The sequence below is a fragment of the Acetobacterium sp. genome (assembly GCF_039830195.1).
Lineage (GTDB): Bacteria > Bacillota > Clostridia > Eubacteriales > Eubacteriaceae > Acetobacterium.
Genome location: NZ_JBDODG010000046.1, coordinates 105,531 through 132,119, shown reverse-complemented (window position 1 = coordinate 132,119; position 26,589 = coordinate 105,531). Strand labels below are relative to the sequence as shown.

Sequence of the window (26,589 nt, the reverse complement as noted above, 5' to 3'; positions counted from 1 at the left end):
GCTCAAATAGGGGTTTGGAGGCATCTGTGGCAATAAAAAAACGAAGGGGTAGACGGTTTAGATTTAGAAAAATAATTTGGATTTTTTAAAAAGGTTCTTTCGTTTCAAGAAAGTGAAGGAGATTGTAGTGGTGAACATTAAGAAAACCGACAATTGATGTTCAATAGCCGGTTTTGGGTAGGGTGAAGGATGAGTCTGATTTATCAGTGCGGTTTTTTATTCATGTGACGGTTTGATCTTAAGGGTATTCACTGAGAACTTCAGTGAGACCCAATTCGGACACCGGTTTTGAAAAATAGTAGCCCTGAATTTTATTGCAGGGGAGCTCTTTTAATATTTCTAGTTGATCAAAGGTTTCTACACCTTCTACCACAATTTTTAGACCGATGTTTTTGGCGATCTGGATCACATTTTCCACAATTTTTAAAGAAAGCTCATCAGTAGCGATATCATCAATAAATGATTTATCTAATTTTACGGTGGTAATCGGCAACGCTTTCAAATAAGTCAAGGAGGAATAACCAGTGCCGAAATCGTCCAGGGCAATGCTGATATTTTTCTCTCTGAGAAAGTTGAGCTTCTCATAGGCGATTGACATGGAGTTCATCAACATGGTTTCGGTAATCTCCAATTCCAAAAGGCAGGGATCTAATCCTGTTTCTTCTAGTACTTTGGTCACCTTTTCTTCAAAATCCTCGTTAAGAAGCTGAAAGGTTGAAATATTGACGGCAATGGAATATCTGGATTGGTGAACGATATTGTAGTTTTGAATAAATCGACAGGATTCCTCAAGTATCCAGTCGCCCAATTCGATGATCAGATTGGACTCCTCAGCAATATGGATAAACTCAAGAGGGGGGATAAATCCCCGTTTAGCGTGATTCCATCGCACCAGGGCTTCAAAACCATCATAGCGATTTGAGGCCAGATCAAATTTGGGCTGATAATAAATTTCCAGCTGTCGGTGCTTAAGCGCTTTTTTCAAATCCTGTTGCAGTGATGCTTTGCGTTGGATAATCTCATTCATGGAAGGATCAAAAACCATAAAATTATTTTTACCACTCATTTTCACCTGATTCATAGCCAGTTCTGCTTTTTTAAGAAGTTTTTCCAAATTATCCTTACAGCCATCAGTACAGGATATGCACTTAGTCTTATTACATAGTTCGTTTCTGGAAATGCCTATGCTGACACTGGCACTGATGATGTGTTCACCGATGGTAATGGGCGTTTCGAATTCTTTAATAATTGATTTTGCAAGAAGGTTAATCTCTTCAGTTGTATGGAGACCAACCTTACAGACAGCGAACTCATCACCAGCAATCCGATAAACTTCAAAAGAGAAAGAATCCCGAAATAGGTCTTTTAAAATATCGCCAACCTGTCGTAACAAGATATCTCCGACGCTGTGTCCAAATAAATTATTAATGTACTTCAAATTATCAACGTCAACATAGAAAACCAGCGTTAAGGTGTTCTTGTTATCATCGATGGGAGTATTTTGATATTTTTTATAGAGCGCCACCCGATTTGGTAAACTGGTAATGGAATCAATATAAGCAGCTGTTTCCAAATTCTTTTTGCCAGTTACCAACTCGTTGACCATTTCGTACATCGTGGTTTGAAGCATTTCTACTTCTTCGTATTTAGCCTCTGGCATGTTATTAAGAACATTGTATTCACCTTGAGATATCATATTCATGGTGTCAACAACCCAGCGGATGGGATTGGTGATATTAATTCTCAGCCAGCGGTTAGAGAATACATAAAAGAATAATAATAGGATCAATCCTAAGATTGTTATATATAGAATAATCTGGTTCAGGATGGTGTAAATTGAAACAATGGATTTGCCGACAAATAAGGCACCAACAACTTCATCACGGTAATTAATGATTGGAGCATAGGTAACCAGATAGGGATCATCAAGAATTTCAGCCTTTCCGGTATAAGGGCGTTTCTGAGCCAGAACCGTGTCGGCAATGGTCGGATCGAGAATGGTGCCAACCTGGGCGGCATCATTTTTAATAATAGTGGTGGCTATACGGGTGTTTCCGGCAAAAATGGTTGCTTCCAAAGCACCTGTATTTTTCATATAATCTACGGTATCTTGATCGGCAAGATTTAAACCGATTAACAACGTGCCAATGGGGGTATGGTTTGAATCTGTCAGCGGGTAGCGGCAGAATAGATGTAGGCCCAGCTCGGCATCGCCGTCAAGCCAGAAATAGGGTTTTGTTGCTGGGGTAACAGTGTTAAGGGAAGCCAGGTTTAAAATACTTTGATCAGCAAAAATTTCTTCATAACTGCTGCCATCTGCATAAGTCATTTTGACAAAATCAAGCGCTTCATTGTTAGCATGACTGATATATTGATGGAGTGCCTGATTTGAAGTCGGATCGTTATTATTCAATAAACGATGATCAGGATCAGCTAAGTTATCTGAAAAAGATAGGAGCCATTTTTCATTATCGTTTATAACCATTTCTTCAAGCTCAATAATTCCCGTTGATACCATCCGGGTCATTTCATTTTCATAAATAGTAAAAAAGATATTGATGGCCAGCCAAAAACCGATGGTGACAATTAGGAGGATAATTACGAGAATAAATAAATTGATTTTTGAGTGAAGGTTATTTTTATTAAACATCATTTTCTCCTAGTCAGGACATTAAATAACTTTTACACATATTATTTGCATTATAATACAATCATGAAGATAGAATTATTATATACTGTCATCTTCAGGGTTACAAACATTATTTTACTAGACAAAAAGCAAGTGAAATATTTGCAAAAATCGACAAATGGAAAAGATGCGTCAGTCTTGTTAACTAACGAGATACCAAAATATTTTGGCAAATAATCAAGCGGTTAGTTCTTTTAGTGTTGAATTCGTGATAAGGTCTTCCCGCGGGAGTAAATAAGGTGTATAATATTTAAGTTATGAATAAAAATTATGCAAGCTTTCATAAAGGTAAATAGTTGTAAAACGAAAGGAAATGAATGGAAAAATTAACATCACCAAGGGTCATTGAATCATTGTTAAAAAAGTATGATCTCCACTTTAATAAACGATTTGGACAGAATTTTTTAATCGACGAAAATATTGTTCAAAAGATTGTAAAAGCCGGAGACGTGGGTGAAAGGGATCTGGTTCTGGAAATTGGTCCGGGTATTGGAACCATGACCCAGGCTCTCAGTGACCATGCCCGCAAGGTCATTACGGTTGAAATCGATAAAAAACTGATACCAGTTCTCCACGAGACTTTGAATGAATGTGACAATGTGGAAATTGTCCAGGGCGATATTTTGAAAACCAACGTGAAGGAGATATTAGGAGAACATCTTGCCTCGATGCCCCTTAAAATTGTGGCAAACTTACCCTATTATATTACTACTCCCATCATAATGGGATTTCTGGAATCGGATCTGCCCATTGAGAGTATGACCTTCTTGATTCAAAAAGAAGTGGGTGAGCGTTTATGTGGGGTTCCCGGTACCAAGGCTTATGGATCGCTGAGTATTGTGGCGCAATTTTATGCCGATATTTCCATTGATTTTGATGTACCATCTCATGTATTTATCCCCAAACCTAAGGTTGACTCCATTGTTGTAACGCTGAAAAAACTGAAAACACCCAAAATTGAACTGGAGAATAAGGAATTGTTTTTATCGGTTGTCAAAGCCAGTTTTCTGAACCGACGAAAAACCCTGATCAATGGGTTATCCATGAATACCTCATTTGGGAAAGAGGTTTTACTGGAGGTTCTGGAGGTCTGTAATATCGCGCCGGGGATCCGGGGAGAAACCCTCACCGGCTCAGATTTTGGCCGAATCGCCAATGAATTGAACAAACGGGTTGACTCATTGGATGAACTCATCGCTGAGAAGGAATAATTTGTTTTAAGGAGAAAAAAATGATTGAATTAAAGGATGTAACCCTTAAATATTCAAGCACTAAAGGTATTTTTAACCTCAATTTTAATGTTGAAAAAGGTGAAGCTTTTGGATACGTAGGGCCTAACGACGCTGGTAAAACAACCACCATTCGAATGCTGATGGGATTGATCCGAGCCGGCCGGGGCAGCGCCACCATTGACGGATTAAACTGTTTTTCCAGAGCTGCAGCGATTCAGAAAAACCTTGGCTATGTGCCTGAAGACGTGGTTCTTTTTGAAAATATGCGGGTCAAAGAATACCTCAATTTTATCACTCAGATGCGGGGCGTCTTTAGTCATAAAGATACCAAACTCAGAGATTCTCTGCTCGAACGATTTGAAGTGGAGACCCGGGGAAAAATTGAAAATATGTCAAATGGTATGAAAAAAAGATTGGCCATTGTCACAGCGCTGATGCATGATCCCCAGACCCTGGTGCTGGATGAACCCACCAGTGGATTGGATCCGCTGATGCAGTCCCGGTTCTTAGACTTGATTCTGGAAGAAAAACGGCGGGGTAAAACAGTGCTGCTATCAACCCATAAATTTGAAGAAGTAGAACGAACCTGCGATCGGGTGGGAGTTCTAAAAGAAGGCCATCTGGTCGAAAACATGGATATTGTCAGCCTTCGGGCCGAAGAAACCAAGGCCTATCTGGTCAAATTTGCCGCACCGCCGAATCTGGAGCAAATTAAAAGATACGGTTTCGGATACCTGCAGTTTTCACAAAGCGACTACGAAATATTTTCGCCGGGTGATCGGATTGACGTCCTGATGAAGGTGTTATCTCATGAAAAGGTATTAGTATTTAATTCAAAAAATCAGTCGCTGGAAGAAATTTTCCAGCAGCACTATCAGAAGGTAATAAAACACAAAGAGAACAAAAAAGAAGTGAAAAACAAAGAAGAACCACAAGAAGAAAAACCGAAATTGTTTCCGAAAAAAGAAGAGAATCATATAGCTCTTCCCGATCAGAAGAAGCAAGTCAGTGAGGTGAAAAAAGCATGAGCATTCCATTATTTCTGAAAAATGTAAAAAACAATACCTTGCTGTTGCTGGTGTTTGTCGCCCTGATGTCTATTTATCTGGCAGTTATTATCTATATCTACGATCCCAGTGGCGTTGGGGCAATGGTGGATATGATGTCCATTTTACCGACAGTGTTAGTCAATGCTATGGGCTTCGGCACCATTGATAGCGGTCTGACCGGATTCATTGCCAGTCTGTTCTACGGTTTTCTGATTTATCTGTTTCCGATGGTTTACTGTATTATTCTGGCTAACCGGCTGGTGGCTAAGTGGGTTTATGAAGGATCATTTACCAGTTTGCTGTGTACTCCAAATAGCCGAATTAAAATCATTGTGACCCAGGGCATCTATCTGCTGGCGTCGATTGCGGTGTTATTTGCGGTACTTTTTTTAGTCGGTTATGGAATGAGTGAACAGTTCTTTCCGGGAATGCTGGAAGTTAAAGTATTTTTGAAATTGAATTTAGGTGCCTGTCTGATGACCATGACCATCGGTATGTTCTGTTTTTTCTTTTCTTGCTTATTCAATAGCACTAAGTTGGCATTGTTCTTTGGTGCCCTGATTCCAATTGGATTCTTTATCTTGAATACCCTCAGCAAGTTGTCTGAGCGGACCGCCTTTTTAGGAAAATTCTCGTTGTATAATGCTTTTGACGGTCTGGCCATTGTCAATGGGCAGGCTAACATTACCCTGATCATTGGCGGTTTTGCGATTTTTATCGGGGTATTGTTTGTCGCTGCTGTTGGGGTGTTCAGTTTGAAACGACTGCCTGTTTAAAACACAGAACAGCTTGAGTAGGTAGCGGGCAAACCGTATTCATCCGCAAAAATCAAGTTCTATAAAAAAGCCAGCATCATCTCGGGGTTAGATCCCCGGTGAATGCTGGCTTTTTAAAAAGCTTATTTATTCAATGGTGTTGCGCAGGATCCCGATTTTTTCAATTTCCGCTTCAATCTGATCGCCGTGTTTGAGGAATTGTGGTGGATCCAGGGCAAAACCCACCCCGGCTGGCGTTCCGGTAAGAATGATATCGCCCGGCAGCAGGGTCATGCCCTGAGACAGGTCACTGATAATGGAGGGGATGTCAAAAATCATTCGCGCTGTATTGGAATGCTGACGCACCTCGCCATTGACCCGACAGGTGATGTCGAGGTCAAAGGGGATTTTCAAATCGTTTTTGTGTAAAATTCGGGGACCCAGGGGACAAAAGGTGTCCAGTGATTTGCCCTTATACCATTGGGAATGTTTTTTCTGGAGATCCCGGGCGGTGATGTCGTTGGCAATGGTGTAGCCGAAAATATAATCTTCGGCATCTTCTTTGGGAATATCGGCGCCTTCTTTGCCAATGACAATGGCCAGTTCCACCTCATAGTCGATCTGTTTGGTGGCCTTGGCATGGGACAGAATGACCGTATCGGGTCCAGTAACCGAGGTAGGCAGTTTGGAAAAATAAATCGGATTTTCCGGCACTTCGCCCATCGAGGGAATGTTCCTGATTTCTTTGGCGTGATCAGCATAGTTTTTGCCCAAACAGAAAATATTTCTTGGCGGTTTGGGAATCGGCGCCAGCAGCTTGACCAGACCCAGGTTGATGCCCAGATTCTGATGCTCTGTCATGACTTTCTTGATGTCTGCCAGCAATTCGTCGGTAGCCATGGGAATAAAGTCGATCAGACGCTCCGGAAATTTGAGACCCATCAGTTTTCCAATGGTTGTAATCGGTAAAACCTTGGTTTCATCGGCTGTCAGAATGCCACCTTCACTAAATGCGTTATATTGATAAGTTACGAAATACATATAAAGTCCCTCCCTTTTTTTCTTATCATACCATTATCTGCTTCGAAATTCCAGTCAAATCCTTCAGGTTGCGGCCAGTGACTTCAAAGTCCAAATATTATCTTAAGATAACGGTTTCTTTTAATCAAAGTGCATTGACAATTATGGCTAATTAAATTATGATTATTGTAATTAAGTATGCAGGCTTTGTAAAGCGAGGCATAAAGGTGCAAAAGGAACGATACATATAATGAGGAAAAATGCCTGTTAGAAAGTATGCCGCTATTTTTATAAAGCGGCTTGTTTTTTGCCCATAATTGTGTTTATGATAGGAGGAACATTATGTTAAAAGGAAGACATTTAATCGAGCCTGGAGACTTTCAACTGAACGAAATTGAATCGATTATGCAGCTGGCTGATAATATTATTGCAGACCCCGAGGGTTATTCTTTGGTTTGCAAGGGAAAATTATTAGCCAGCCTTTTTTATGAGCCTTCCACCCGGACACGGTTCAGTTTTGAAGCGGCGATGCTGCGTTTAGGTGGAGAAATCATCGGCTTTGATGATCCCAATAATTCGTCAGTGTCCAAGGGCGAAAGTCTGGGCGATACCATCCGAACCATCGAGTGCTATTCGGACATTGCGGTGATCCGGCATCCCCGGGAGGGAACGGCCCGGCTGGTTTCCAAATTTGCCAACAAAATGCCGATTATTAATGCCGGCGATGGTGGCCATGAGCATCCCACCCAGACCTTAACTGATCTGCTGACGATCAGGAAATTCAAGGGCGGCTGTGACAATCATGTGGTGGGAGTTTGTGGCGATTTACTATTTGGCCGAACCATCCATTCCCTGGTTAAAACCCTGAGCCGTTATCAGGGCATCCGGTTTGTTTTTATTTCCCCCACCGAACTGAAAATGCCAGCTCATATTCTCAATCAGCTGGATCCTAAAAGCTATCAGGAAACGACCAGTCTTGATGAGGTCATCGGCCAGCTGGACATTCTCTATATGTCCCGGGTTCAACGGGAACGGTTTGTCAGTGAAGAAGAATATCTGCGGTTGAAAAACTATTATATTCTGGATAAGAAGAAAATGAAGACGGCCAAGCCGGACATGATTGTGATGCATCCCTTGCCCCGGGTTAATGAAATTGCCACCGAAGTGGATGCGGACCCCCGGGCGGTTTATTTTGCTCAGGCCAAATATGGGATGTATGTACGGATGGCTCTGATTGCCAAACTTTTGGGCGTGGAGGATAGAAAATGATAAACGTATCGAAACTGAAAAAAGGCATCATCATCGATCACATTGAAGCGGGACACGGTTTTGAGATTTACAAAGAACTCCATCTCAATGACATTGACGATGTGGTGGTTCTGCTTAAGAACATTCCCAGCAAGAAAATGAAGCAAAAGGATCTCATTAAAATCGAAACCGATATGCAAATTGATATGACGGTTCTGGGTCTGATCGATCCTAATGTTACCATCAACTTTGTCAAGAATGGCGAATTGTACAAAAAAGTAAGTTTAACCTTGCCAAAGGTTGTCAATGGCATTATGACCTGCAAAAATCCCCGTTGCATTACTCAGTACGAGGACGTGAAGGAAATTAAATTCTTTCTGGTAAACGAAGAGAAAAAACAATACCGCTGTGAGTACTGCGACGCCTACACCACTTTTATTGACGAAGAATAACGAAGGAGGAAAGATGAAAACCTTAATCAAGAACGTTGAAATGGTTGATGCCGACGGAAGACGGTTTGGCAAGGTATTGATTGAAGACGGAAAAATAAAAAAAGTGTATAAAGAAAAAGGAAACGTCAAGTCTGAATATGATCAGGAAATCGACGGCCGGGGTTATCTGCTGATGCCGGGGTTTATTGATATGCACTGCCATTTGCGCGATCCGGGCTTTGAATATAAAGAAACCATCGAAACCGGGATGCAGGCGGCGTTAAAAGGCGGCTTTACGACATTGGTGGCGATGGCCAATACGAATCCCTTCATGGATGAAGCGGCACTGGTGCAAGCCAATCTGGATAAAGCCGAAGCGCTGCAGCTTTGTAACCTGATTCAGGTGGCGGCACTGACAAAAGAGTTTAATGACTCTGATCTGGTCGATATCGAATCTTTGCGGCCACTGACCAATGTCTTTTCCAATGACGGGGTTTCAATTGTGAATCCGGACATCATGGTGGCGGGGCTTAAGTCTTCAACTGAACATGATTTCATTCTATTAACCCATTGCCAGCCGGAAACCGAACTGGTCGAACGGGATGTCGAACTGCTGGAAGAAAATGGCGGTCATCTGCATGTCTGCCATATCAGCAAAAAAGATACCCTGGAGCTGATTGCGGAAGCTAAGGCAAAGGGCCTCGATATCACCTGTGAAGTAACTCCCCATCACATCTTTGCCTCGGCGATGGACTACAAGGTCAACCCGCCGTTTCGGACTTATCCCGATCGCCGGGCTTTAGTTGATGGGATCAAAGCCGGTGTCATTGATATGTGCGGCACGGATCATGCCCCCCACTCGGAAGAAGATAAGTTAAAAGGCGCCCCGGGAATCAATAACTTCGAAATGGCCTTTGCTATGTATTACACGGTCTTTGAACAGAACGACATCAGCCTGGAGAAGCTCAGCGAGATGCTCAGCAATGCCCCGGCCAAACGCCTGGGCCTTAAAGCCGGGTTGATTAAAGAACGATATCCGGCGGATCTGGTTCTGGTGGATCTGAACTGGGAAGGGAAAATCAATCCCAAAGAATTCGTCTCAAAAAGTAAAAACAATCCCTTTGGCGGCGAGACCCTAAAAGGAAAAGTAATGATGACCATGGTGAAGGGAGAAATTAAATATGATGATAATGGACCGGCTCTATAATGAAGCTGTAAAAAAAGGACCGATTTGTGTAGGTCTGGATACAACCTTGAAATTTTTACCAAAATACCTGTTGAACAAGGACTGGTCCGATGGTGAGAAAATAACCGAATTCAATAAAAGAATTATCGATGCCACCGAGGATCTGGCGGCTGCCTATAAGGTTCAGATTGCCTGTTACGAGTCACTGGGACTGGACGGCATGAAGGCCTATAGCGAAACGGTTAAATATGCCCGAAGCAAAGGCATTGTCGTTATTGGCGATGTGAAGCGGGGCGATATTTCGTCCACCGGCGATCAGTATGCCAAAGGTCACTTCACGGGTGATTTCGAAGTCGATATTATGACCGTTAACGCTTATATGGGCGAAGATGCGGTATCGCCCTATTATAAATATATTAAAGAGAATGATAAGGGCATCTTTATTCTGCAACGAACATCCAACCCGTCTGCGGTGGATCTCCAGAATCTTAAGGTAGGCGATGACACCATCTACGAAATCATGGGGGATAAAATTGAAGCCTGGGGAAGTGCTTTCCGCGGCGAAAGCGGCTTTTCGGCCATCGGCTCGGTGGTCGGACTGACCCGTCCGGAAGAATTCGAAGCGATTCGGGCTCGTTGTCCCCATACCTTCTTTTTAGTACCAGGCTACGGCGCTCAGGGCGGAACCGGCGAGGACATTGCCAATATTCTCAAAAAATCCCGTTGTGCGGTAGTTAACTCATCCCGGGGACTGATCACCGGTCATCAAAAGGCTGGCTGCGAAGATGAGGGCTTTGCAGAGCATATCCGAAACGCCACCCTGGCAATGCAGGAGGATATTCTTAAATGGCTGTAATCCTAAGTAATACCCTTGTGTCAGCGGGAATTTATAAAATGATCGTGGCATTTACCGGTGCAGTAAAGCCGGGTCAATTTTTTATGCTACGCGCCTGGGACAAGGACCCGCTGCTGTCCCGTCCGATCAGCGTTCATAATTACGAACCCGGTCAGCTCACCTTTTTATACCAGGTGGTAGGAAAAGGAACTGAAATCTTAGCGCAACTGCAGTCTGACGATGAGGTGACCATCCAGGGTCCCTACGGCAATGGCTTTCCGGAAATCTCCGGCGACCTCTGCGTAGTTGGCGGCGGCATCGGGACAGCGCCCCTGTATTATCTGGTAAGACACTATCGGGCCCAAAACCCCGCCGGGAAGTGCCGGGTCTATCTGGGCTTCCGGGATCTCGCCTACGGGGTTGACGCCTTTGCAGCGCTGGCCGATGAGGTGGTTCTTGATGTCGGGGGCATTATCACCGATAAACTTTCGGTTATACCCGGTGAAACCGTGGTAACCTGCGGGCCGGAGATTATGATGACCGCGGTGGCTAAAGCCGTGCCGATTGAGAATACCGTGTACGTTTCGCTGGAAGCCCATATGGCCTGCGGGATCGGTGCCTGTCTGGGTTGCACCTGCGAAACCCGCTCCGGCAATAGAAAAGTCTGTAAGGACGGCCCGGTGTTTGGCCGCGAGGAGGTCTTTAATGTCTAATTATCTGGAAACAAAATTTAATGACATCCTCTTTAAAAACCCGGTGATTCCGGCTTCGGGAACCTTCGGGTTTGGTCGGGAGTATGAAGCCTTCTATGATCTGGCTAAACTGGGTGGCCTTTGCTCTAAGGGACTGACCTTAGAGCCCAAATCGGGAAATACCGGCATGCGCCTCTGGGAAACCCCAGCCGGGCTGATGAACAGCATCGGTCTGGAAAACCCCGGAATCGATGCGTTTATTGAAAATGAATGGCCCCATCTGAAAACAATCGATACGGTAACGATTGTTAACGTCGGCGGCAAAGATGAAGAATCTTATCTCACCGCCATTGAAAAACTCAACGCCATTGATGCCCAGCTGATTGAGCTCAATATATCCTGTCCCAATGTCAAAGCGGGGGGCATGGCCTACGGCATTAAGGCCGAAACCGCTGGCGAGATTACCAGAAAAGTGGTGGAGATCTCCCGTCATCCGATTATGGTCAAATTGTCGCCCAACGGTGAAGCGGTGGCCGATATTGCCCGGGCCTGTGAAGCCGCCGGTGCCCAGGGTATTTCGCTGATCAATACGCTACAGGGAATGGCTATTGATTACAAGAAAAAAGCAGTTGTCTTTGACAACCTCTATGCCGGTCTTTCGGGCCCTGCGGTGAAACCCATTGCCCTGCGGATGACCCATCAGGTTTGTCAGGCGGTGAAAATACCGGTGATGGCCATGGGTGGCATCAGCGACTGGAAAGATGCCCTGGAATTTATTATGGCCGGGGCAACCTGTATTCAAATCGGAACCATCAACTTCAACAACCCGATGGCGCCCCTTGAGATCATTGATGGGCTAGAAGCCTATTGTATTCACGAAGGACTGGCCAATATTGGCGAAGTCCGGGGAATTGTTTAATTTAAAATATAGAAATGAGGAATAATATGAGTCAGGAAGTATTAGAAATATTAAAAGAAACCGATGCTTTTTTGGAAGGCCATTTTTTACTATCATCAGGAAAACACAGCGACCAGTATGTTCAATGCGCTAAGGTCCTGCGCTTTCCGGATGCTGCCGCTAAGGTTCTGGCACCGGTTGTCGAGCAGCTTAAAGCGCTGGAAATTGACAAGGTAGTGGGCCCAGCCATGGGCGGGGTCATCGTCTCCTACGAAATCGGCCGACAATTGGGCAAAGAATCTATTTTTACCGAACGTAAAGATGGTCTGATGGAGCTGCGCCGCGGCTTTGAAATCAAACCCGGCGAACGGGTCATCATCACCGAAGATGTCGTTACCACCGGAAAATCTACCATCGAAACAAAAAAAGTGCTGGAAGAGCTGGGCGCCGTCGTCCTCGGCGTGGCCTGCATCGCCGACCGCCGTGCGGCCGGAGTTGAAATCAACATGCCCATCTATTCATCCATCAAACTGGAAATTACCGCCTGGGACCCCGACGACTGTCCCGTCTGCAAAGCCGGTCAAGTTGCCCTGGTTAAACCCGGTTCCAGAGGAAATGCCTAAAAAATAAAACAAAAACAGGAGGAAAACAAGATGAAAAACAAAAAGATTATCGCGTTAATCAGTAATGATTTTGAAGATCTTGAATTATGGTACCCGGTGCTGCGCCTACGGGAAGAAGGGGTTACCGTTCATGTTGTAGGGGAGGAAGCCGGCAAAAAGTACATCGGTAAATACGGTGTGCCCTGTGTCTCCGACCTGGCCTATACTGACATCAATCCTGATGATTATGACGGGATTCTGGTTCCCGGCGGCTGGGCACCCGATGCGATCCGCCGTTTTCCGGTGGTGCTGGAGATGATTCGCAACCTCGATGGGCGAAAACGGGTCATTGGTGAAATCTGCCATGCCGGTTGGGTCCTGATTTCCGCTGGCATCCTCAAAGGTAAAAACGTCACCAGCACTCCTGGTATCAAAGATGACATGACCAACGCTGGGGCCATCTGGCATGATACCCCGTCCATTATCGACGGCCACATCGTCTCAAGCCGTCGGCCCCCGGATCTGCCAGAATATATGATTGATTATATTAAAGTCCTGAAAGCTCAGGATTGATCAGACCTGTTTAAATAAATTATACCGACTTTGGTCCATTGATAGCTAACGTGCTTCACTACGGACTGATGTCGGTATTTTTGTGCAAAAAAATTACCGCAACCTGGCGCAGCTGCGGTTAGCCTTTATAAATTGGGACCCATGGCTTCAATATCCTGATGCCAAACGGCGATACGGTTTCGGCCGGTTTCTTTAGCCTGGTAAAGGGCTTCGTCGGCTTGTCGTAACAGGTTGTCAAAAGAGTTCTCATCCATCGGATTGGAAGAAACAACCCCAACTGAGACAGTAATCACATCATTGACGGGAGAGGATTTGTGCGGAATACTTAAATTCTGAATCGCTTCTCGCAGGGCTTCGGCGACGTTCTGAGCCCCTCTGATATTGGTGTTGGGGAGGAGACAGGCGAACTCTTCGCCGCCCCAGCGCGCGGCCAGATCCTTGGGCCGCTTAAGGGAAGTTGACAAGGCCGTAGCAACTTTCTTTAGACAGGTATCTCCCTCCAGATGGCCATAGGTATCATTGTAAAATTTAAAATGATCAATATCAAGTAAAAGAACGGATAAAATAGTTCCGGTTCTTTTGGCCTTTTTTATTTCCAGTGTCATGGTATCGTCAAACCGTCGGCGATTGGCGATCTGGGTCAACTGATCAACGTCAGTATTAATTTTTAAAGTGTCCTGATAATATTTTAAAGCCAGATGATTCTTGATCTTGGCCTTGATAATCGGGATACTGAAGGGTTTAGTAATATAATCGATAGCGCCCAACGTTAAACCAAACTCAATATCCCTGGATTCTGTGAGGGAGGTGAGAAAGATCACCGGAATGTCTTTAGTTTTTGTTCCCCGGTTAAGCCGTTTGCAAATCTCATAGCCGTCGATTTCAGGCATGATAATATCCAAAAGGATAAGATCTGGGGGATCGTTGGAGTTACAAATAGACAGCGCTTCTTTGCCACTGTGGGAAATCAGAACCTCATAGTCCTCAATCAGAGCGTTTTCCATTATTTTGGTGTTGAGAGGAGAGTCGTCAACCACCAGGATTTTCTGTCGTTTAGGGCAGAGCTCTTCGAGTTCGTTTTGGAGCAGGTCTTTATCAAGGTGTTTTCGAGCTGCTTTAAGTCCTGCGGCTGAGACCTTTGTGTGGGTGATGTCAGATCCGGCTACATAAGCATAATTGTCGTGGCGGTTAAATTCCCAGTCAATGTATCGGTAGCTGCCGTCTTTAGAACGGAAACGATTAGAAAAGGAGAGGCGGTGGTTGGAGCGTAGCAGCTCTGAAAAAACGAAGGTAGTGGCATCCCGGTCGTCAGGATGTGCGTAATCGATGATATTTGTCTGTGTCAGTTCCTCAGCAGTATAGCCGAAGTTTTTTTCCCAGGCACTATTGACCTTTTCAAACCATCCATCAATATTAAGAATGCATAAAAGTCCAAGATCCAGGGAAAAAATTCGGTTGAGAATTTGTTGTTGGCTGTTAGTGGCAAAAAATTCTTCCATGGGCAGTGATTCCAATCGATAATTAAATTTTTTTTAATTATAACACGCATTGTTCAAAGGTGGCTAAAAAAATATATATTTATCCCGATCCAGACCCATGGTAATCTGAGTGATTTCTGATGCCTGATGATTGGAGGCCAGGGCAATGCTTTTGAAATGATTAACGTGGTAAAAATAGTTCAATCAATAGAAAAAAACAATTGTCTGTACCGCCTTTTGGACGAAAACACAAACAACTGCTTTTATTTAATGATCAGAGAGCAATACCGACTAGCGTTGGCTAATTATTGTTCAACAAAATCCACAATGATCTCGACGAGTTGCATGGCCAGTTTATTGTAATGATCCCCGGTGAGATCGTCGGTACCGGAATAAATCAAAACAAAGGACTTGGCGTTGAGACCGACGCCTATTTTAATCCGGGGTTTGTCTTTAAAAGCCACCGGAATATTGTCGTTTCTCAGAGTTATGTACATTTTCTCCTTATCCGCAAAGAGCTTCACCAGCGTTCGGCCGTCTTCGGCTTTTATGCTGTAGGAACCATTAAAGGTTATAACCTTACTGGTGGTGAGGCGATCTCCTAAAGAAACTAAAAACTCCTCGAGATTTAGTTTTAAATCAGGGTGCCATTGATCCAGCACAATAGTCCGAATAGTTGGGTCGTTATTACTGGAACCGGTTTCCGCCGGCAGATGTAGAACGTTCTCTTTTGACGAAGCATAATATCCCTGTTGGGGATCAACCAGGTTCTGTTCTTCAAGCATGGCAAAAGATATTAAACCAAAGGACTGTTTTTCAGCCCGCCAGCCACTGACACCAATGGGGGGGAGGAAGTTGGCATTTTTATATGGTTGGATATCAACAGGATCATTGGTCATGGCGACAAATAAAAAATCCGGATTGTATCCGAATTTATCAATACAAAGTTTGATCATGACAGGTTTTTTTAGTACCTTGGGCACGTCGTGATAGAGCTTGTACGCTTCGTCAACATCTTCAATAAATCCGCCGTCTTTCTGATAGTGATAGGCCTTGGCCAAACGGTACATCAAAGCCAAGCGGATATTTAGTTTATCCCCGACATCTTTGTATTTATTGGGAAAAAGTTTTATATTTAGTTTTTCCGAGGCGTCATCATAGGCTGAAATTTTTGATTCCACAAAAATCACATGCCGCTGGAGGCTCTTTTCTTCGGCGATGATGACCAGATTCGGTTTGCCGAACTGCCCCAGGGACGGTTCAATGATAAAGCTGATTTTGACAATATCAGGCAGCCATTCAGGCTTGAAGTCATCGGTGAATTTAATTGTGTTTAAAAATCTCAATTGTTTTTCGAAATCGGTTTCCATATCAAGTATGATGCTGTTCACAACACCTTGGTTACCGTAGAAAGTGGTTGTCATAAAGAATCCTCCATTTGTAGTGAGTTTAGTATACCACGTCAAGCCCAACTATAAAAGGATTTTGATGCGTCTGTTCATGAAAATAAGGGGTAAATATCAGGAATAACGGGAAACAAGGGTCTTCATGCTTTCAATGACCCAGTCGATGTCATCGGAGCTGACGCCGTTATTAGTAACAAAGCGATACTCACCGTCTTCTTTTCCACTGATTTTTATATTTTTTTCCAATAGACCGGCCACCAGAGCGGATTCGGTAATTACCGATTCCGGCAGGGTAAAAAAGACCATGTTAATGTCCAAACGATTCCGCAGGACCGAACAGGAGTCGATTTCTTCCAGCCGGTTGGCCAGGTAGCGGGCATTCTGATGATCTTCTTGCAGACGGGAGACCATTTCAGTCAAGCTGATGATGCCGGCGGCGGCCAGGATGCCAGCTTGACGAAGTCCACCGCCCATCAGCTTTCTATTTTTGCGGGCTTTTTTTATAAAAATTTCGGTTCCCAGTAGCAGCGATCCCACCGGCGCACACAGTCCCTTGGAAAGGCAGACGTTTACCGAATCGCCCTGGGCGGCTATTTCTTTGGCTTCGACACCCAGGGCAAGGGCGGCATTGAAAATTCTGGCACCGTCAATATGAACCGGGATGTTTCGGGATTGCGCCAGTGTATACACTGTTTGCATATTAGCGAGTGGAACGGTTTTTCCGGAAGACTGGGCATTTTCCATACAGATCAGGCCAGTTTCCGGGAAGTGGATGTCATCGCCCCGGAGCATTAGCTCCAGTTTTTCAACATCAATGCCATCATCCAGAACGGGGAAGGTTCTGATCTGAACGCCTGAAAGAACCGCGGCAGCACCCACCTCATGCATCAGGATATGGCAGGCATTACCGACTAACACCTCGTTTCCTCTTAGGGTGTGAGTCATAATTGCCAGCTGATTTCCAAATGTGCCGGAGGGTACAAACAGTGCAGCTTCCTTACCCAGCAATTCGGCAGCCATTTCTTCTAGCTGGTTGACAGTGGGGTCATCCCCATAGACATCGTCTCCGACGGTCGCATTGGCCATGGCATCCCGCATCGATTGCGTTGGCTGGGTAACGGTATCGCTTCTTAAATCAATGATCATTGTAATTCTCCTTATAATGTTAGACTTAATCTTAATCTCTATGGATATTATATGTTTTTACTGATTGGATTGCTAGAACAGTTTGAAATATTTTGTGAACACTAGAGTGTACGCCAATGGTTTTATCAAAATTAGATGGGATTAGGATTACATTTATCAGAAAAATATGTTATCATATCAAAATATTATGTGCAATTTAATTTTTATCGGAAAGGAAATAATATGGTTTCTTTATTAGAGTTAACCCTTCAATTATCAAGAGCCTCTGACATGGTAAGTCCGGAACTGAATCACCATCAACGGCTCGTCGCTTACATCACTTTTAACCTGGGAGAAGCGTTGAACTTTGATGAAAAGAAACTCAATTTAGTCTCTGTCGCTGCGGTCCTTCATGATATTGGTGGCTTAAGCATGCAGGAGCGGATTAATGTATTGAGATTTGAAGCAATAAATCCCCATCAACATGCCCGAATTGGATGGCTGCTTTTGAAGGACTATCGGGAATTTTCAGAAATTGCGAAGATTATCAAATTTCATCATGTCGACTGGAATGATGGTAAGGGGCTTAGCTTTGAGGGAGAAACGGTCATGCCGGAGAGTCATCTTATTCACCTGGCTGACCGGATTGCGACACTGATTTCAAGAAGTGAAAAAATAATTAATCAAAAAGATCGGATTTATGAGAAAATTGTATCCGCATCCGGTCGCAAATTCGATCCTAATTTTATTAGAGCCTTTGAAATGATAAAAGATAAAGAATATTTCTGGTACGACCTCGAATCAATTTTCAATGGGCGCCGTTATTATAAGAAAATTAACTTTAAAGATCAATGTCTGAATATCGACGAATTAATTGGAATTACCAAACTTTATGCCCGGGTCATTGACTTCAGGAGCAATTTTACAGCGGTTCACAGCGAAGGGGTATCAGCTGTGGCCAAACGGCTGGCCCAGCATTTGAATTGCGACGAACTAACCTGTAAAAAAATTCAGGCTGCCGGCTATATTCATGATATCGGCAAACTGTCGGTCCCCTCTGAAATACTCGAAAAACCGGCATCGCTGACCCGAGAGGAATTTGCCGTGATGAAGGAGCATACTTATCACACCTATGTATTACTGCATCAGGTACACGGATTAGAGGAAATCAATGAATACGCGTCAATGCATCATGAACGATTGGATGGAACCGGTTATCCGTTTAAATTAACAGAGAAAGATCTTTCATTGGGGGCCCGGATTATGGCTGTTGCTGATATTTTTACAGCCGTGACCGAAAACAGACCCTACCGCAAGGGGATGCAGAAGGATGAGGTTATCAGGATTTTAAAAAACATGGCAGCTGACGACAAAATTGATGCAAGTATTGTTGAAATCCTCATCACTTTCTATCAGGACATCAATAAAGCGAGGATAAAAGCCCAGAAAAAGGCAAGAACCCGATATGAAGATTTTGCAAAATTGCTGGTGCAGGGAGAAAACAATGGAAATAAAAAATAATATTCATGACACGGCACTGATTTTTGAAGGAGGTGGCATGCGTGGCAGCTATACTGCTGGTTTCTTAAATAATCTGCTGGATAATGAACTATATTTCAACTACGTGGCAGGAATATCGGCAGGTTCCAGCCACTGTGTCAACTATCTGTCACGAGATCGGGAACGGGCTCGGAAATCCTTTGTCGATCTGGTCAAGGATCCGAAGTTTGGCGGATGGAAATCATTTATTAAAGGGGAAGGCTTCTTTCGGTCAGAATATATTTATGAACAGACCTCACATCCGGAAGGTCCACTGCCGCTTAAGTTTGAGATCTTTATGTCAAATCCGGCAAGTTTGCGAATTGGTGTTTTTGACAGGGACTCAGGTCAGGTTGTTTATTATAAAAAAGAGGATATTTATGAGATGCAAGACCTGATGAAAATTGTCCGTTCCTCCTCTTCGCTCCCAATTTTTATGCCGCCTACCGAATATCAGAATCATACCTACGTTGATGGCGGCTTGGGGGGCGGTATAGCTCTTGATATTGCCCAAAAAGATGGCTATCAGAAGTTTTTTGTAGTACTGACCCGGGAAAAGGGATATCGAAAACCACCGATGAAGTTCAAACGGACGATCAGGGCCTGGTACCGAAAATATCCCCTGATGGTTAAGGCCATGATCATACGACATCAAGTTTATAATCAGACCCTTGATGAACTGGAAACTCTGGAGCGGGAAGGGAAAGCCTTCCTGGTATATCCGGAGATCATGCCGGTGTCAAATCGGGAAATTGATTTTGAAAAGCTCTCCAATAGTTACGAAATGGGCTATGCTCAGGGGAAACGGGATCTGCCAAAATGGCGGGAGTTTCTGGAGATATAACTGCAGCAATTTTGCATAAACATGTAAAATAAAAATCCTGTCTGAATCTGAGAATTCAAACAGGATTTTTTTAGTTCCATTTTAAAAGTAACATAGTTGTGGAATATTTTAGTATTTATCAAGCTCCTGATCGTCGAGAATGATTTCTGGCTGATCGTAAATTACTTGTTCAACGACGTTTTCTTTTTTGGTGGCGACCGGCGCTTTGCCTGAATGGGATGATTTTGAATTTTTTAGTTTAAACGCTTCGACCATTTGTTTTAGCATTTCTGCTTGTCCTGACAGTTCTTCACTGGCTGCGGCGCTTTGTTCAGCAGTGGCGGAATTGGTTTGAACTACCTGCGAAACCGCTTCAATGCCCTGATTGATCTGGGCGATTTCTGATGCCTGGTCATTTGAAGCCCTGGCAATACGGCCGACCAAATCGGTGACTTTTTCAATCTGTTTAAGAATCTCTGCCAGGCTAATAGCGGTTTCATCGGCAATCCGAGTCCCGACTTCCACCTTATCGATGGAACCTTCAATCAGACCGGTGGTTTCCTTGGCAGCTTCAGCACTCCGGGCCGCCAGGGTTCGGACTTCTTCAGCAACGACGGCAAAGCCCTTTCCGTGTTGTCCGGCTCTAGCCGCTTCAACAGCGGCATTGAGGGCCAGAATATTGGTCTGGAAAGCAATGTCGTCGATAACTTTGATGATTTTAGAAATATTGTTTGACGAATCATTGATTTCACTCATGGCGGCAACCATTTTAACCATCTGGGTATTGCCGACTTCAGCGTTGGTGCGAACGTTGATGGCTAGTTCGTTGGCTTCGTTGGCATTTTTTGCGTTTCGTTTGGTTTCCGAAGCGACCTCTTCAATGGAAGCTGTTAGTTCCTGAATCGAGCTGGCTTGTTCGGTGGTACCCTGCGACAAGGCCTGACCGCCGTCGGAGATCTGCTGGGCACCGATTTCCACCTGGCTGGCGGCAACATTGATGTCAGATAGGGTGGTACTTAAACTAGTGGCAATATCATTTAAGGCTATTTTAATAGCCAGGAAATCCCCGCAATAGAGGTTGGTAATCTCTAAATCAAAATTTCCGCGGCCCATTTCTTCAAGCGTATGGGTTATTTCTTCCACATAAGCTCTCAAGAACTCAATTGTCTGATTCATGTCATGCTTAATTTTCCCATGTTGACCTTTAAAATCGCCGTCCATCGTAATATTGAGGTTACCTTCGGCAAGTTCGTTCAGCGTCGCTGAAGCAGCTTTAATAGGATCAATAACAGCATCAAGGGTCTGGTTGAACCCTTCAATGACGGTTGCGTATTCGCCCTGGAATTTTGAGATATCGCCACGGTTGTTCAAATCGCCGTCGATGGCAATTTGAGCCATGGTTCTGGTTTCTTCAACCAGCATGAGAATGGTTTCGGTCATACCCAGAAGGGCTGGGACCAAATGGTCATTTTCACTGCGTTTGCCAATGCTGCGGAGGAAGTCCAGGTCACTTAAATCACCATTGCGGATATTGGTGGAAATATCGACAATCCGACCGAGCTGAGCGTGAACGCCGTTGATGGACTTGGAAATTTCTCCGAAGATACCATCGAATTCTCCTTCTATGGGTTGGGTTAAATCGTTCTTATTCATTAATTTAAGGGTATGATCGGCTACCGACAAGGCACTTAATCCATCCAGACAGGCATTGAGGTTGTTTTTAATTTCCCGGAAGTCGCCATAATATTCATCAGTTATTTTGGGTGGAATTTCACCTTTGCCGATGCGCTCAATATATTCAGCAGCGACGTTAAGGGGTCCGACAACTGCATCCAGGGTGCTGTTAACACCAGCAACGATCTCTCGGAAGCCACCGTTGAATGCATCAGCATGTCCCCGGGTATCCAGTCGGCCTTCCACAGCGGCCTGAGATAGCGCGTTGGCTTCGGTAATCAGAGATCGGATGGTTTCGATGGTTTTCTTTAGAGCTGGCGCGATTTCATCTTGCGAATCAGCGATTTCCACGTTCATGGAAACATCCCCGTCAGAGATGCGATTTATCGTGCCGATGACCATAAACTGAAGAGCATCGGCCATATGATCCATGGCGATTGCCATTTCTCCCACTTCGTCCTTAGTATCCATATTGAGGCGATTGCTTAAATGTCCCTTACTCATCTCCTGAATCATATGACTGGCTTTGCGAAGCGGTCCGCAGATCAGCGAAGTCAGCAATAAGCCAAGTGCAACGGCCAAAATCATGCTGATCACCATCATGATTGTCATGGTAGTAGTTGCACCAGCCGCCTGGGCAATATTACTTTCGGATTTTGCCAATCCATCGGCAAGTTTCAAGGCCGACAGATTGTCGATGGCTGATTGCATCGCAGCTGTAGCTTTACCGGCCGCTCCATCAGAGCTCATCAGGTTAAAGGCTTCAGTATCCTGATTTTGAGTTGCCTGATTCATCACTGCTTCGAGATGTTTATTATACTCGATCCGGGCTGATGAAAATGTTTCAAAGGCTTTTCGCATTTCATCAGACTGAATTGTTTTTTCGTATTCTCCGGCTAATTCGTCGATCTTCAGTTGCTCTTCAGCAATATTTTTCTTGATTGTTTGAATAAGATCGGGATCGTTTGCCAGAATCATATCCCGCAGGTTCACACGCATCATTTGAAAGGTGGTGGATATTTGACCCATTTGGGAAATCGGCACCGTCATGCTTTCATAAAGCTCCTGATCGGATTCCTGGAGTGACCAGGTGTTTAAGATTCCGATGAAACCAACAACACCGACTAATAGCGCAATAAGAATGAAAGATGTCAGCAGTTTCGTTTTAATTTTTAAATTTCTAAACCAATTCAAGTTATCTTCCTCCGGTTTTTAATCTGGGGGCACACAAATTGCGGACGGAGTCCTTACTCACAGGTGATAAAACAAAAAAAGTTCCAAATGAATTGGAATTAATCGGTTCAAACCTGGGTAGGACCATTCAGATAGAATTATTTTGTTAAACACCACCTTGCAAAATGAATACATAATCATATTTTAAATTAATATAATTATTTTTGTCTAGATTAAATTATAAGTGATAACGTTTAAAAAAGAAACAAAAATTTTATGAAAATCTATAATATTCTTATGAATTGTATATATTATATTAATATTTTTATACTTAAAGTTATCATTTGCTAAAGAAGTTGATAACTTTGAGTTGTGTGTCAGATGACAAGCATATAAATCATGGTGAATTAGCAATGAAAACAAACTATTTGTTGAAGTGATCTTAATTGGCATAAAAAAATCCTGAAGACAATTATTGTCTTCAGGAAGGGTGATGCATAAATCCGTGTTTTCATCTGGCAGTTTGCTATAAGGTAGGGGCACGTCGACCGACCAGCAGACCGACAACCTGACCATTGTTTTTAATGGGAGCCACATCAAATACAACAGGTTCATTTGTGACTTTACTGATGGTTACTTCAGAAATGGATGGTTCTCCTTTAAAGCCGTTTTCGTACCAGAATTCGCCCCAGGCATCAAATTCACCGCCACCTTTGATGTACTTGGCATGACCGGCAAGGTTCATTATTGCGAAGTCCTGGTAGCCTAGCCGTTCAACATCACCAGTAAGAGCTTCGACCTGCTTTTGCCAGTCCATGGTGGCAACTAGCGGTTGAGTCGCTAATTCATTGAGTAAAATGGTGCCTTTATGGGAAGTCGTTTCAGTATTGACCTGTTTTGCGCTTTTTAGTTTGAAGGTACTGATCATATGTTTAAGCATTTCGGCCTGGCTGGATAGTTCTTCGCTGGATGCGGCACTTTCTTCGGCAGTGGCTGAGTTCGTTTGAACTACATTTGAAACCTGCTCGATGCCCTTGGTAATTTGAGCAATTTCTGAGGCTTGATCATTGGAGGCTCGGGCAATGTTGCCCACCAGTCCAGTAACCTTTTCAATTTCATTCAGAATCTCAAGCAGACTTTCAGCGGTTTCATCGGCAATCTTGGTGCCAACCGCAACCTTATCAATAGAGCCTTCGATGAGGCCGGTAGTTTCCTTGGCGGCTTCAGCACTACGGGCTGCCAGGGTTCGTACTTCTTCAGCAACAACGGCAAAACCTTTACCATGCTGTCCGGCTCGGGCAGCCTCGACGGCGGCATTAAGGGCCAGAATATTTGTCTGGAAGGCGATGTCGTCAATCACCTTGATAATCTTGGATATATTATTGGATGCTTCGTTGATTTCGACCATAGCCGTTACCATTTTAGCCATTTGCGAATTGCCCACTTCGGCGTTGGTACGAACCTCAATGGCCCGTTCGTTGGCTTCGTTGGCATTTTTGGCGTTTCGTTTGGTTTCAGCAGCCACCTCTTCAATGGAAGCGGTGAGTTCCTGGATGGCACTGGCTTGTTCGGTGGTACCTTGAGACAAGGCCTGGCCGCCGTCGGAGATTTGGATGGCACCGGCTTCAACCTGTCCGGCTGCAGCATCGATTTCTTTTAACACCTCGCTTAAACTGGTGGTGATATTATTTATCACAAGCTTGGCAGCATTATAATCGCCATGATAATAGGCTTTGATTTCCTGTGTGAGGTCACCCTCGCCAATAAGTTGGAGCAATGATGTAATGTCAGCCACATAATTTTTCAGGAAGCTGATGGTGCGGTTCATGTCTTCTTTAATTTTGCCATGCTGTCCTTTATAATCCCCGGCCATGGTAAAGTTCAGATTACCTTTTGACAGTTCATCGAGAGCTACTGATGTAGCTTGGATTGGTTCGATGATCGCATCCAGTGTCTGATTGAAGCCTGAAATAACCTTGGCATATTCACCCTTGAATTTGAATGGATCGCCGCGATGATCCAGATCACCTTCAACTGCCAGATGCGCCATTTCATCGGCTTCACTGACCAGGGAGTGGATATTCTCAATCATTTGAATCAGACTGGGAATAAATTCATCTTCGTCACTGCGCTTTCCGATTCTAACCAGTTCGTCATAGTCATGCATATTACCATTGGAAACATTATTGACAATAGAGTGAATATAGTTGAGTTTCCATTGAATTTCATTGACAGAGGTCGCCAGATCTCCGAAGACGCCTAAATAGTTACCCTCCATTTTTGCTGAAAAGTCATTGACATAGAGTCGGTGGAGGACTTCGCCGGTTTCAGTTAAGGCTCCCAGTCCGTCAATACAGGCATTGATATGATTTTTAAGATCGTTGAAATCACCCTTATACTCAGTTGTGATTTTTGGTGGAATCACCCCGTTGCCAATGCGTTCAATGGCTTTATTGGCTACTTTGAGTGGCTTAACAAAGGTATTGATGACATTATTTAAGGAAATAATCATATCTTTGTAGGCTCCAGTGTACTCATTGGTATTACCACGGTAATTGAGCTGACCTTCTAAAGCAGCGCTACCGATTTTGACGATGGCGTCGTGAACTCTGTTCATTTCAGTCAGGACGGCAGTCATTGAATAGGAAATTACATCATCTTCAGATCGGGGGATAATTTCAACTTCAAAATCACCCTTAGCCATCCGTTGGGCAGCATCGGACATGCCCTTGTTGTTTTGAATCATGGTTTCGAAGGATTGCATTAAATCGCCTATTTCGTCATTGGTGGTGACTTCAATGTCGATATCCACCTTTCCCACAGCAACCTGATCTGCAACCTCTTTAAGTTTGATAATGGGTTTGGCGAGTTTTTGCGCCATTATAAAGGCAGCGACGCCTCCAATTAAGAGAATCGCCAATGAGATTAACAAGATGAGATTTCTCAGATTGATGATGGGTACCAGAACGTCATCCTGATATTGGGCAACAATCAGGGTCCAGTTTGTTCCTGGGATAGGTGCCGATGATCCAATCTTCGTTTCGCCGTTTACTGTATATGTCAGCATTCCGGTTGTTTGGGTTCCCAGTTCCTTCAAGGCTAAACCAAAACTTTTCCAGGTGCCATCTTTTTCAATATCATCAAATACATTTACCTGATCCAGAACCATCTGGGCATCTGGATGGGCTACCATCGCTCCGTTGGCATCGACAACAAAGCCGAATTGACGTTCACCATCACCCATGGTATTGGTAGTACTGTTCAAGAAGGTGGGTTCCCGACGACCAATCAGTAATCCAACAACCTGGCCATTGTTTTTAATTGGTGCCACATCAAAGACAACAGGTGCTTTGGTGACCTTACTAATGACCACATCAGAAATGGAGAGCTTGTTATCGAAACCGTCTTCATACCAGAATTCACCTGAGGCTTCAAACTCACCACCGCCGTTGATGTATTTGGCATGACCGGCAAGATTCATTACCGCAATATCCTGGTAGCCCAACTGTTCAACATCACCGGTAATAGTAGCGACTTGGGTTTGCCAGTCCATGGTGGCAACTCGCGCCCGGTTTGCCACTTCACTGAGGGTGGACAGGTTTCCGGAAATAATGGCGCCAACGTGAGCAGCGCCTTGAGTAGCATACTTTTGGGCATCGGCATTTGCCTGGTTGGTCAACGCAGTTGTGCCCAGATTAACGGCAATAATCCCCAGTGATAGCACCGCCAGTGCAATCAGAGAAACAGTAAACGTTAACAATTTTACGGATATCCGGCCCTTGCGTTGAGTTTTAGTCTGAATAGATCCAGCTGTATGTACAGCGGTTGCCTGTGCTGCATCGGTAGCATGTTCTATTTCCCGATCCAGCAGTGGTTCTTGATTTTTGTTCATAATGACCCCTTTCAAATATAAACCTTCAGAATACCCGACTGAGTAATTTCTATTTAAATTAAGAATTATTCAGCCGGGAGACCACTTAATAACTAAATGCTTTTAGCATCATGAGTAATTTCACACTGTTTTATTATAGCTCTTTTCACAGCAAATATCTACCGTTTGTTAACTAATATTTATCATGTTCGGTCGATTTGATTGAGTAATCCTATTAAAATTGCTAAATGTTGAAGTAAAAAATCGGGGTTGGATTTTATGACAACCAA

Annotated in this window: 20 protein-coding genes; 13 read left to right on the top strand and 7 right to left on the bottom strand. The window is 44.0% G+C overall.

Annotated elements, in window-relative coordinates; genetic code table 11:
• Nucleotides 1–238: 238 nt before the first annotated feature.
• Complete coding sequence (locus ABGU93_RS15200; protein WP_347414245.1) at nt 239–2,650, bottom strand: EAL domain-containing protein; 2,412 nt, start codon at nt 2,648–2,650, stop codon at nt 239–241.
• Nucleotides 2,651–3,006: 356 nt separating this feature from the next.
• On the opposite strand from ABGU93_RS15200, the gene rsmA reads away from it, so the two are divergent.
• The 3 genes from rsmA to ABGU93_RS15185 are packed head-to-tail and all read left to right on the top strand — an operon-like array spanning nt 3,007 to nt 5,746.
• Entirely contained in the window at nt 3,007–3,900 is an 894-nt protein-coding gene (rsmA, locus tag ABGU93_RS15195) for a 16S rRNA (adenine(1518)-N(6)/adenine(1519)-N(6))-dimethyltransferase RsmA (protein WP_347414244.1), read from the top strand.
• Nucleotides 3,901–3,920: 20 nt separating this feature from the next.
• The gene (locus ABGU93_RS15190) at nt 3,921–4,949 is read left to right on the top strand and encodes an ABC transporter ATP-binding protein (RefSeq protein WP_347414243.1); all 1,029 of its coding nucleotides are present in this window, start codon (nt 3,921–3,923) and stop codon (nt 4,947–4,949) included.
• A complete protein-coding gene (locus ABGU93_RS15185) occupies nt 4,946–5,746 on the top strand; it encodes a hypothetical protein (protein ID WP_347414242.1) in 801 nt (266 codons plus the stop codon). The genes ABGU93_RS15190 and ABGU93_RS15185 overlap by 4 nt, the downstream gene beginning before the upstream one ends.
• 126 nt (nt 5,747–5,872) lie before the next feature.
• Here the strand turns inward: ABGU93_RS15185 and ABGU93_RS15180 are convergent, their stop codons facing one another.
• Nucleotides 5,873–6,766 carry a fumarylacetoacetate hydrolase family protein gene (locus ABGU93_RS15180; protein ID WP_347414241.1) on the bottom strand — a complete coding sequence of 298 codons (894 nt, stop codon included), beginning with the start codon at nt 6,764–6,766 and terminating at the stop codon, nt 5,873–5,875.
• 321 nt (nt 6,767–7,087) lie between these two features.
• Between ABGU93_RS15180 and pyrB the strand changes: the two genes are divergently transcribed.
• Genes pyrB through ABGU93_RS15140 form a run of 8 tightly spaced genes read left to right on the top strand, consistent with a single transcriptional unit; the run spans nt 7,088 to nt 13,210 of the window.
• Nucleotides 7,088–8,014, top strand: coding sequence for an aspartate carbamoyltransferase (pyrB, locus tag ABGU93_RS15175; RefSeq protein ID WP_347414240.1), 927 nt, complete (start codon nt 7,088–7,090; stop codon nt 8,012–8,014).
• Nucleotides 8,011–8,445: an aspartate carbamoyltransferase regulatory subunit gene (locus ABGU93_RS15170; protein ID WP_347414239.1), complete on the top strand. Its 435-nt coding sequence runs from the start codon at nt 8,011–8,013 to the stop codon at nt 8,443–8,445. The genes pyrB and ABGU93_RS15170 overlap by 4 nt, the downstream gene beginning before the upstream one ends.
• A gap of 13 nt (nt 8,446–8,458) precedes the next feature.
• A complete protein-coding gene (locus ABGU93_RS15165; protein ID WP_347414238.1) occupies nt 8,459–9,631 on the top strand; it encodes a dihydroorotase in 1,173 nt (390 codons plus the stop codon).
• Nucleotides 9,606–10,466, top strand: coding sequence for an orotidine-5'-phosphate decarboxylase (pyrF, locus tag ABGU93_RS15160; protein ID WP_347414237.1), 861 nt, complete (start codon nt 9,606–9,608; stop codon nt 10,464–10,466). The genes ABGU93_RS15165 and pyrF overlap by 26 nt, the downstream gene beginning before the upstream one ends.
• Nucleotides 10,457–11,158 carry a dihydroorotate dehydrogenase electron transfer subunit gene (locus tag ABGU93_RS15155; RefSeq protein WP_347414236.1) on the top strand — a complete coding sequence of 234 codons (702 nt, stop codon included), beginning with the start codon at nt 10,457–10,459 and terminating at the stop codon, nt 11,156–11,158. Before pyrF ends, ABGU93_RS15155 begins: the two co-directional genes overlap by 10 nt.
• A complete protein-coding gene (locus ABGU93_RS15150) occupies nt 11,151–12,056 on the top strand; it encodes a dihydroorotate dehydrogenase (protein ID WP_347414235.1) in 906 nt (301 codons plus the stop codon). Before ABGU93_RS15155 ends, ABGU93_RS15150 begins: the two co-directional genes overlap by 8 nt.
• Before the next feature lie 26 nt (nt 12,057–12,082).
• Complete coding sequence (pyrE, locus tag ABGU93_RS15145; RefSeq protein WP_347414234.1) at nt 12,083–12,658, top strand: orotate phosphoribosyltransferase; 576 nt, start codon at nt 12,083–12,085, stop codon at nt 12,656–12,658.
• Nucleotides 12,659–12,688: 30 nt separating this feature from the next.
• Nucleotides 12,689–13,210 (top strand): type 1 glutamine amidotransferase domain-containing protein, encoded by a 522-nt coding sequence (locus tag ABGU93_RS15140; protein ID WP_347414233.1) that lies wholly within the window; start codon nt 12,689–12,691, stop codon nt 13,208–13,210.
• A 125-nt stretch (nt 13,211–13,335) separates the two neighbouring features.
• On the opposite strand, the gene ABGU93_RS15135 is transcribed toward ABGU93_RS15140, so the two are convergent.
• From ABGU93_RS15135 to ltaE, 3 genes are all read right to left on the bottom strand, one after another.
• A complete protein-coding gene (locus tag ABGU93_RS15135; RefSeq protein ID WP_347414232.1) occupies nt 13,336–14,709 on the bottom strand; it encodes a diguanylate cyclase in 1,374 nt (457 codons plus the stop codon).
• 284 nt (nt 14,710–14,993) lie between these two features.
• Complete coding sequence (locus ABGU93_RS15130; RefSeq protein ID WP_347414231.1) at nt 14,994–16,112, bottom strand: hypothetical protein; 1,119 nt, start codon at nt 16,110–16,112, stop codon at nt 14,994–14,996.
• A gap of 96 nt (nt 16,113–16,208) precedes the next feature.
• Nucleotides 16,209–17,240 (bottom strand): low-specificity L-threonine aldolase, encoded by a 1,032-nt coding sequence (ltaE, locus tag ABGU93_RS15125; RefSeq protein ID WP_347414230.1) that lies wholly within the window; start codon nt 17,238–17,240, stop codon nt 16,209–16,211.
• A 222-nt stretch (nt 17,241–17,462) separates the two neighbouring features.
• Between ltaE and ABGU93_RS15120 the strand changes: the two genes are divergently transcribed.
• Together ABGU93_RS15120 and ABGU93_RS15115 are read left to right on the top strand one after the other, a co-directional pair.
• On the top strand, nt 17,463–18,740 hold the full coding sequence (locus ABGU93_RS15120) for an HD domain-containing phosphohydrolase (protein ID WP_347414229.1): 1,278 nt from the start codon (nt 17,463–17,465) through the stop codon (nt 18,738–18,740).
• Entirely contained in the window at nt 18,724–19,602 is an 879-nt protein-coding gene (locus ABGU93_RS15115) for a patatin family protein (RefSeq protein ID WP_347414228.1), read from the top strand. The genes ABGU93_RS15120 and ABGU93_RS15115 overlap by 17 nt, the downstream gene beginning before the upstream one ends.
• Before the next feature lie 108 nt (nt 19,603–19,710).
• On the opposite strand, the gene ABGU93_RS15110 is transcribed toward ABGU93_RS15115, so the two are convergent.
• Both ABGU93_RS15110 and ABGU93_RS15105 read right to left on the bottom strand, forming a co-directional pair.
• On the bottom strand, nt 19,711–22,449 hold the full coding sequence (locus ABGU93_RS15110) for a methyl-accepting chemotaxis protein (protein WP_347414227.1): 2,739 nt from the start codon (nt 22,447–22,449) through the stop codon (nt 19,711–19,713).
• A gap of 505 nt (nt 22,450–22,954) precedes the next feature.
• The gene (locus ABGU93_RS15105; RefSeq protein ID WP_347414226.1) at nt 22,955–26,320 is read right to left on the bottom strand and encodes a methyl-accepting chemotaxis protein; all 3,366 of its coding nucleotides are present in this window, start codon (nt 26,318–26,320) and stop codon (nt 22,955–22,957) included.
• Between the last annotated feature and the right edge of the window lie 269 nt (nt 26,321–26,589).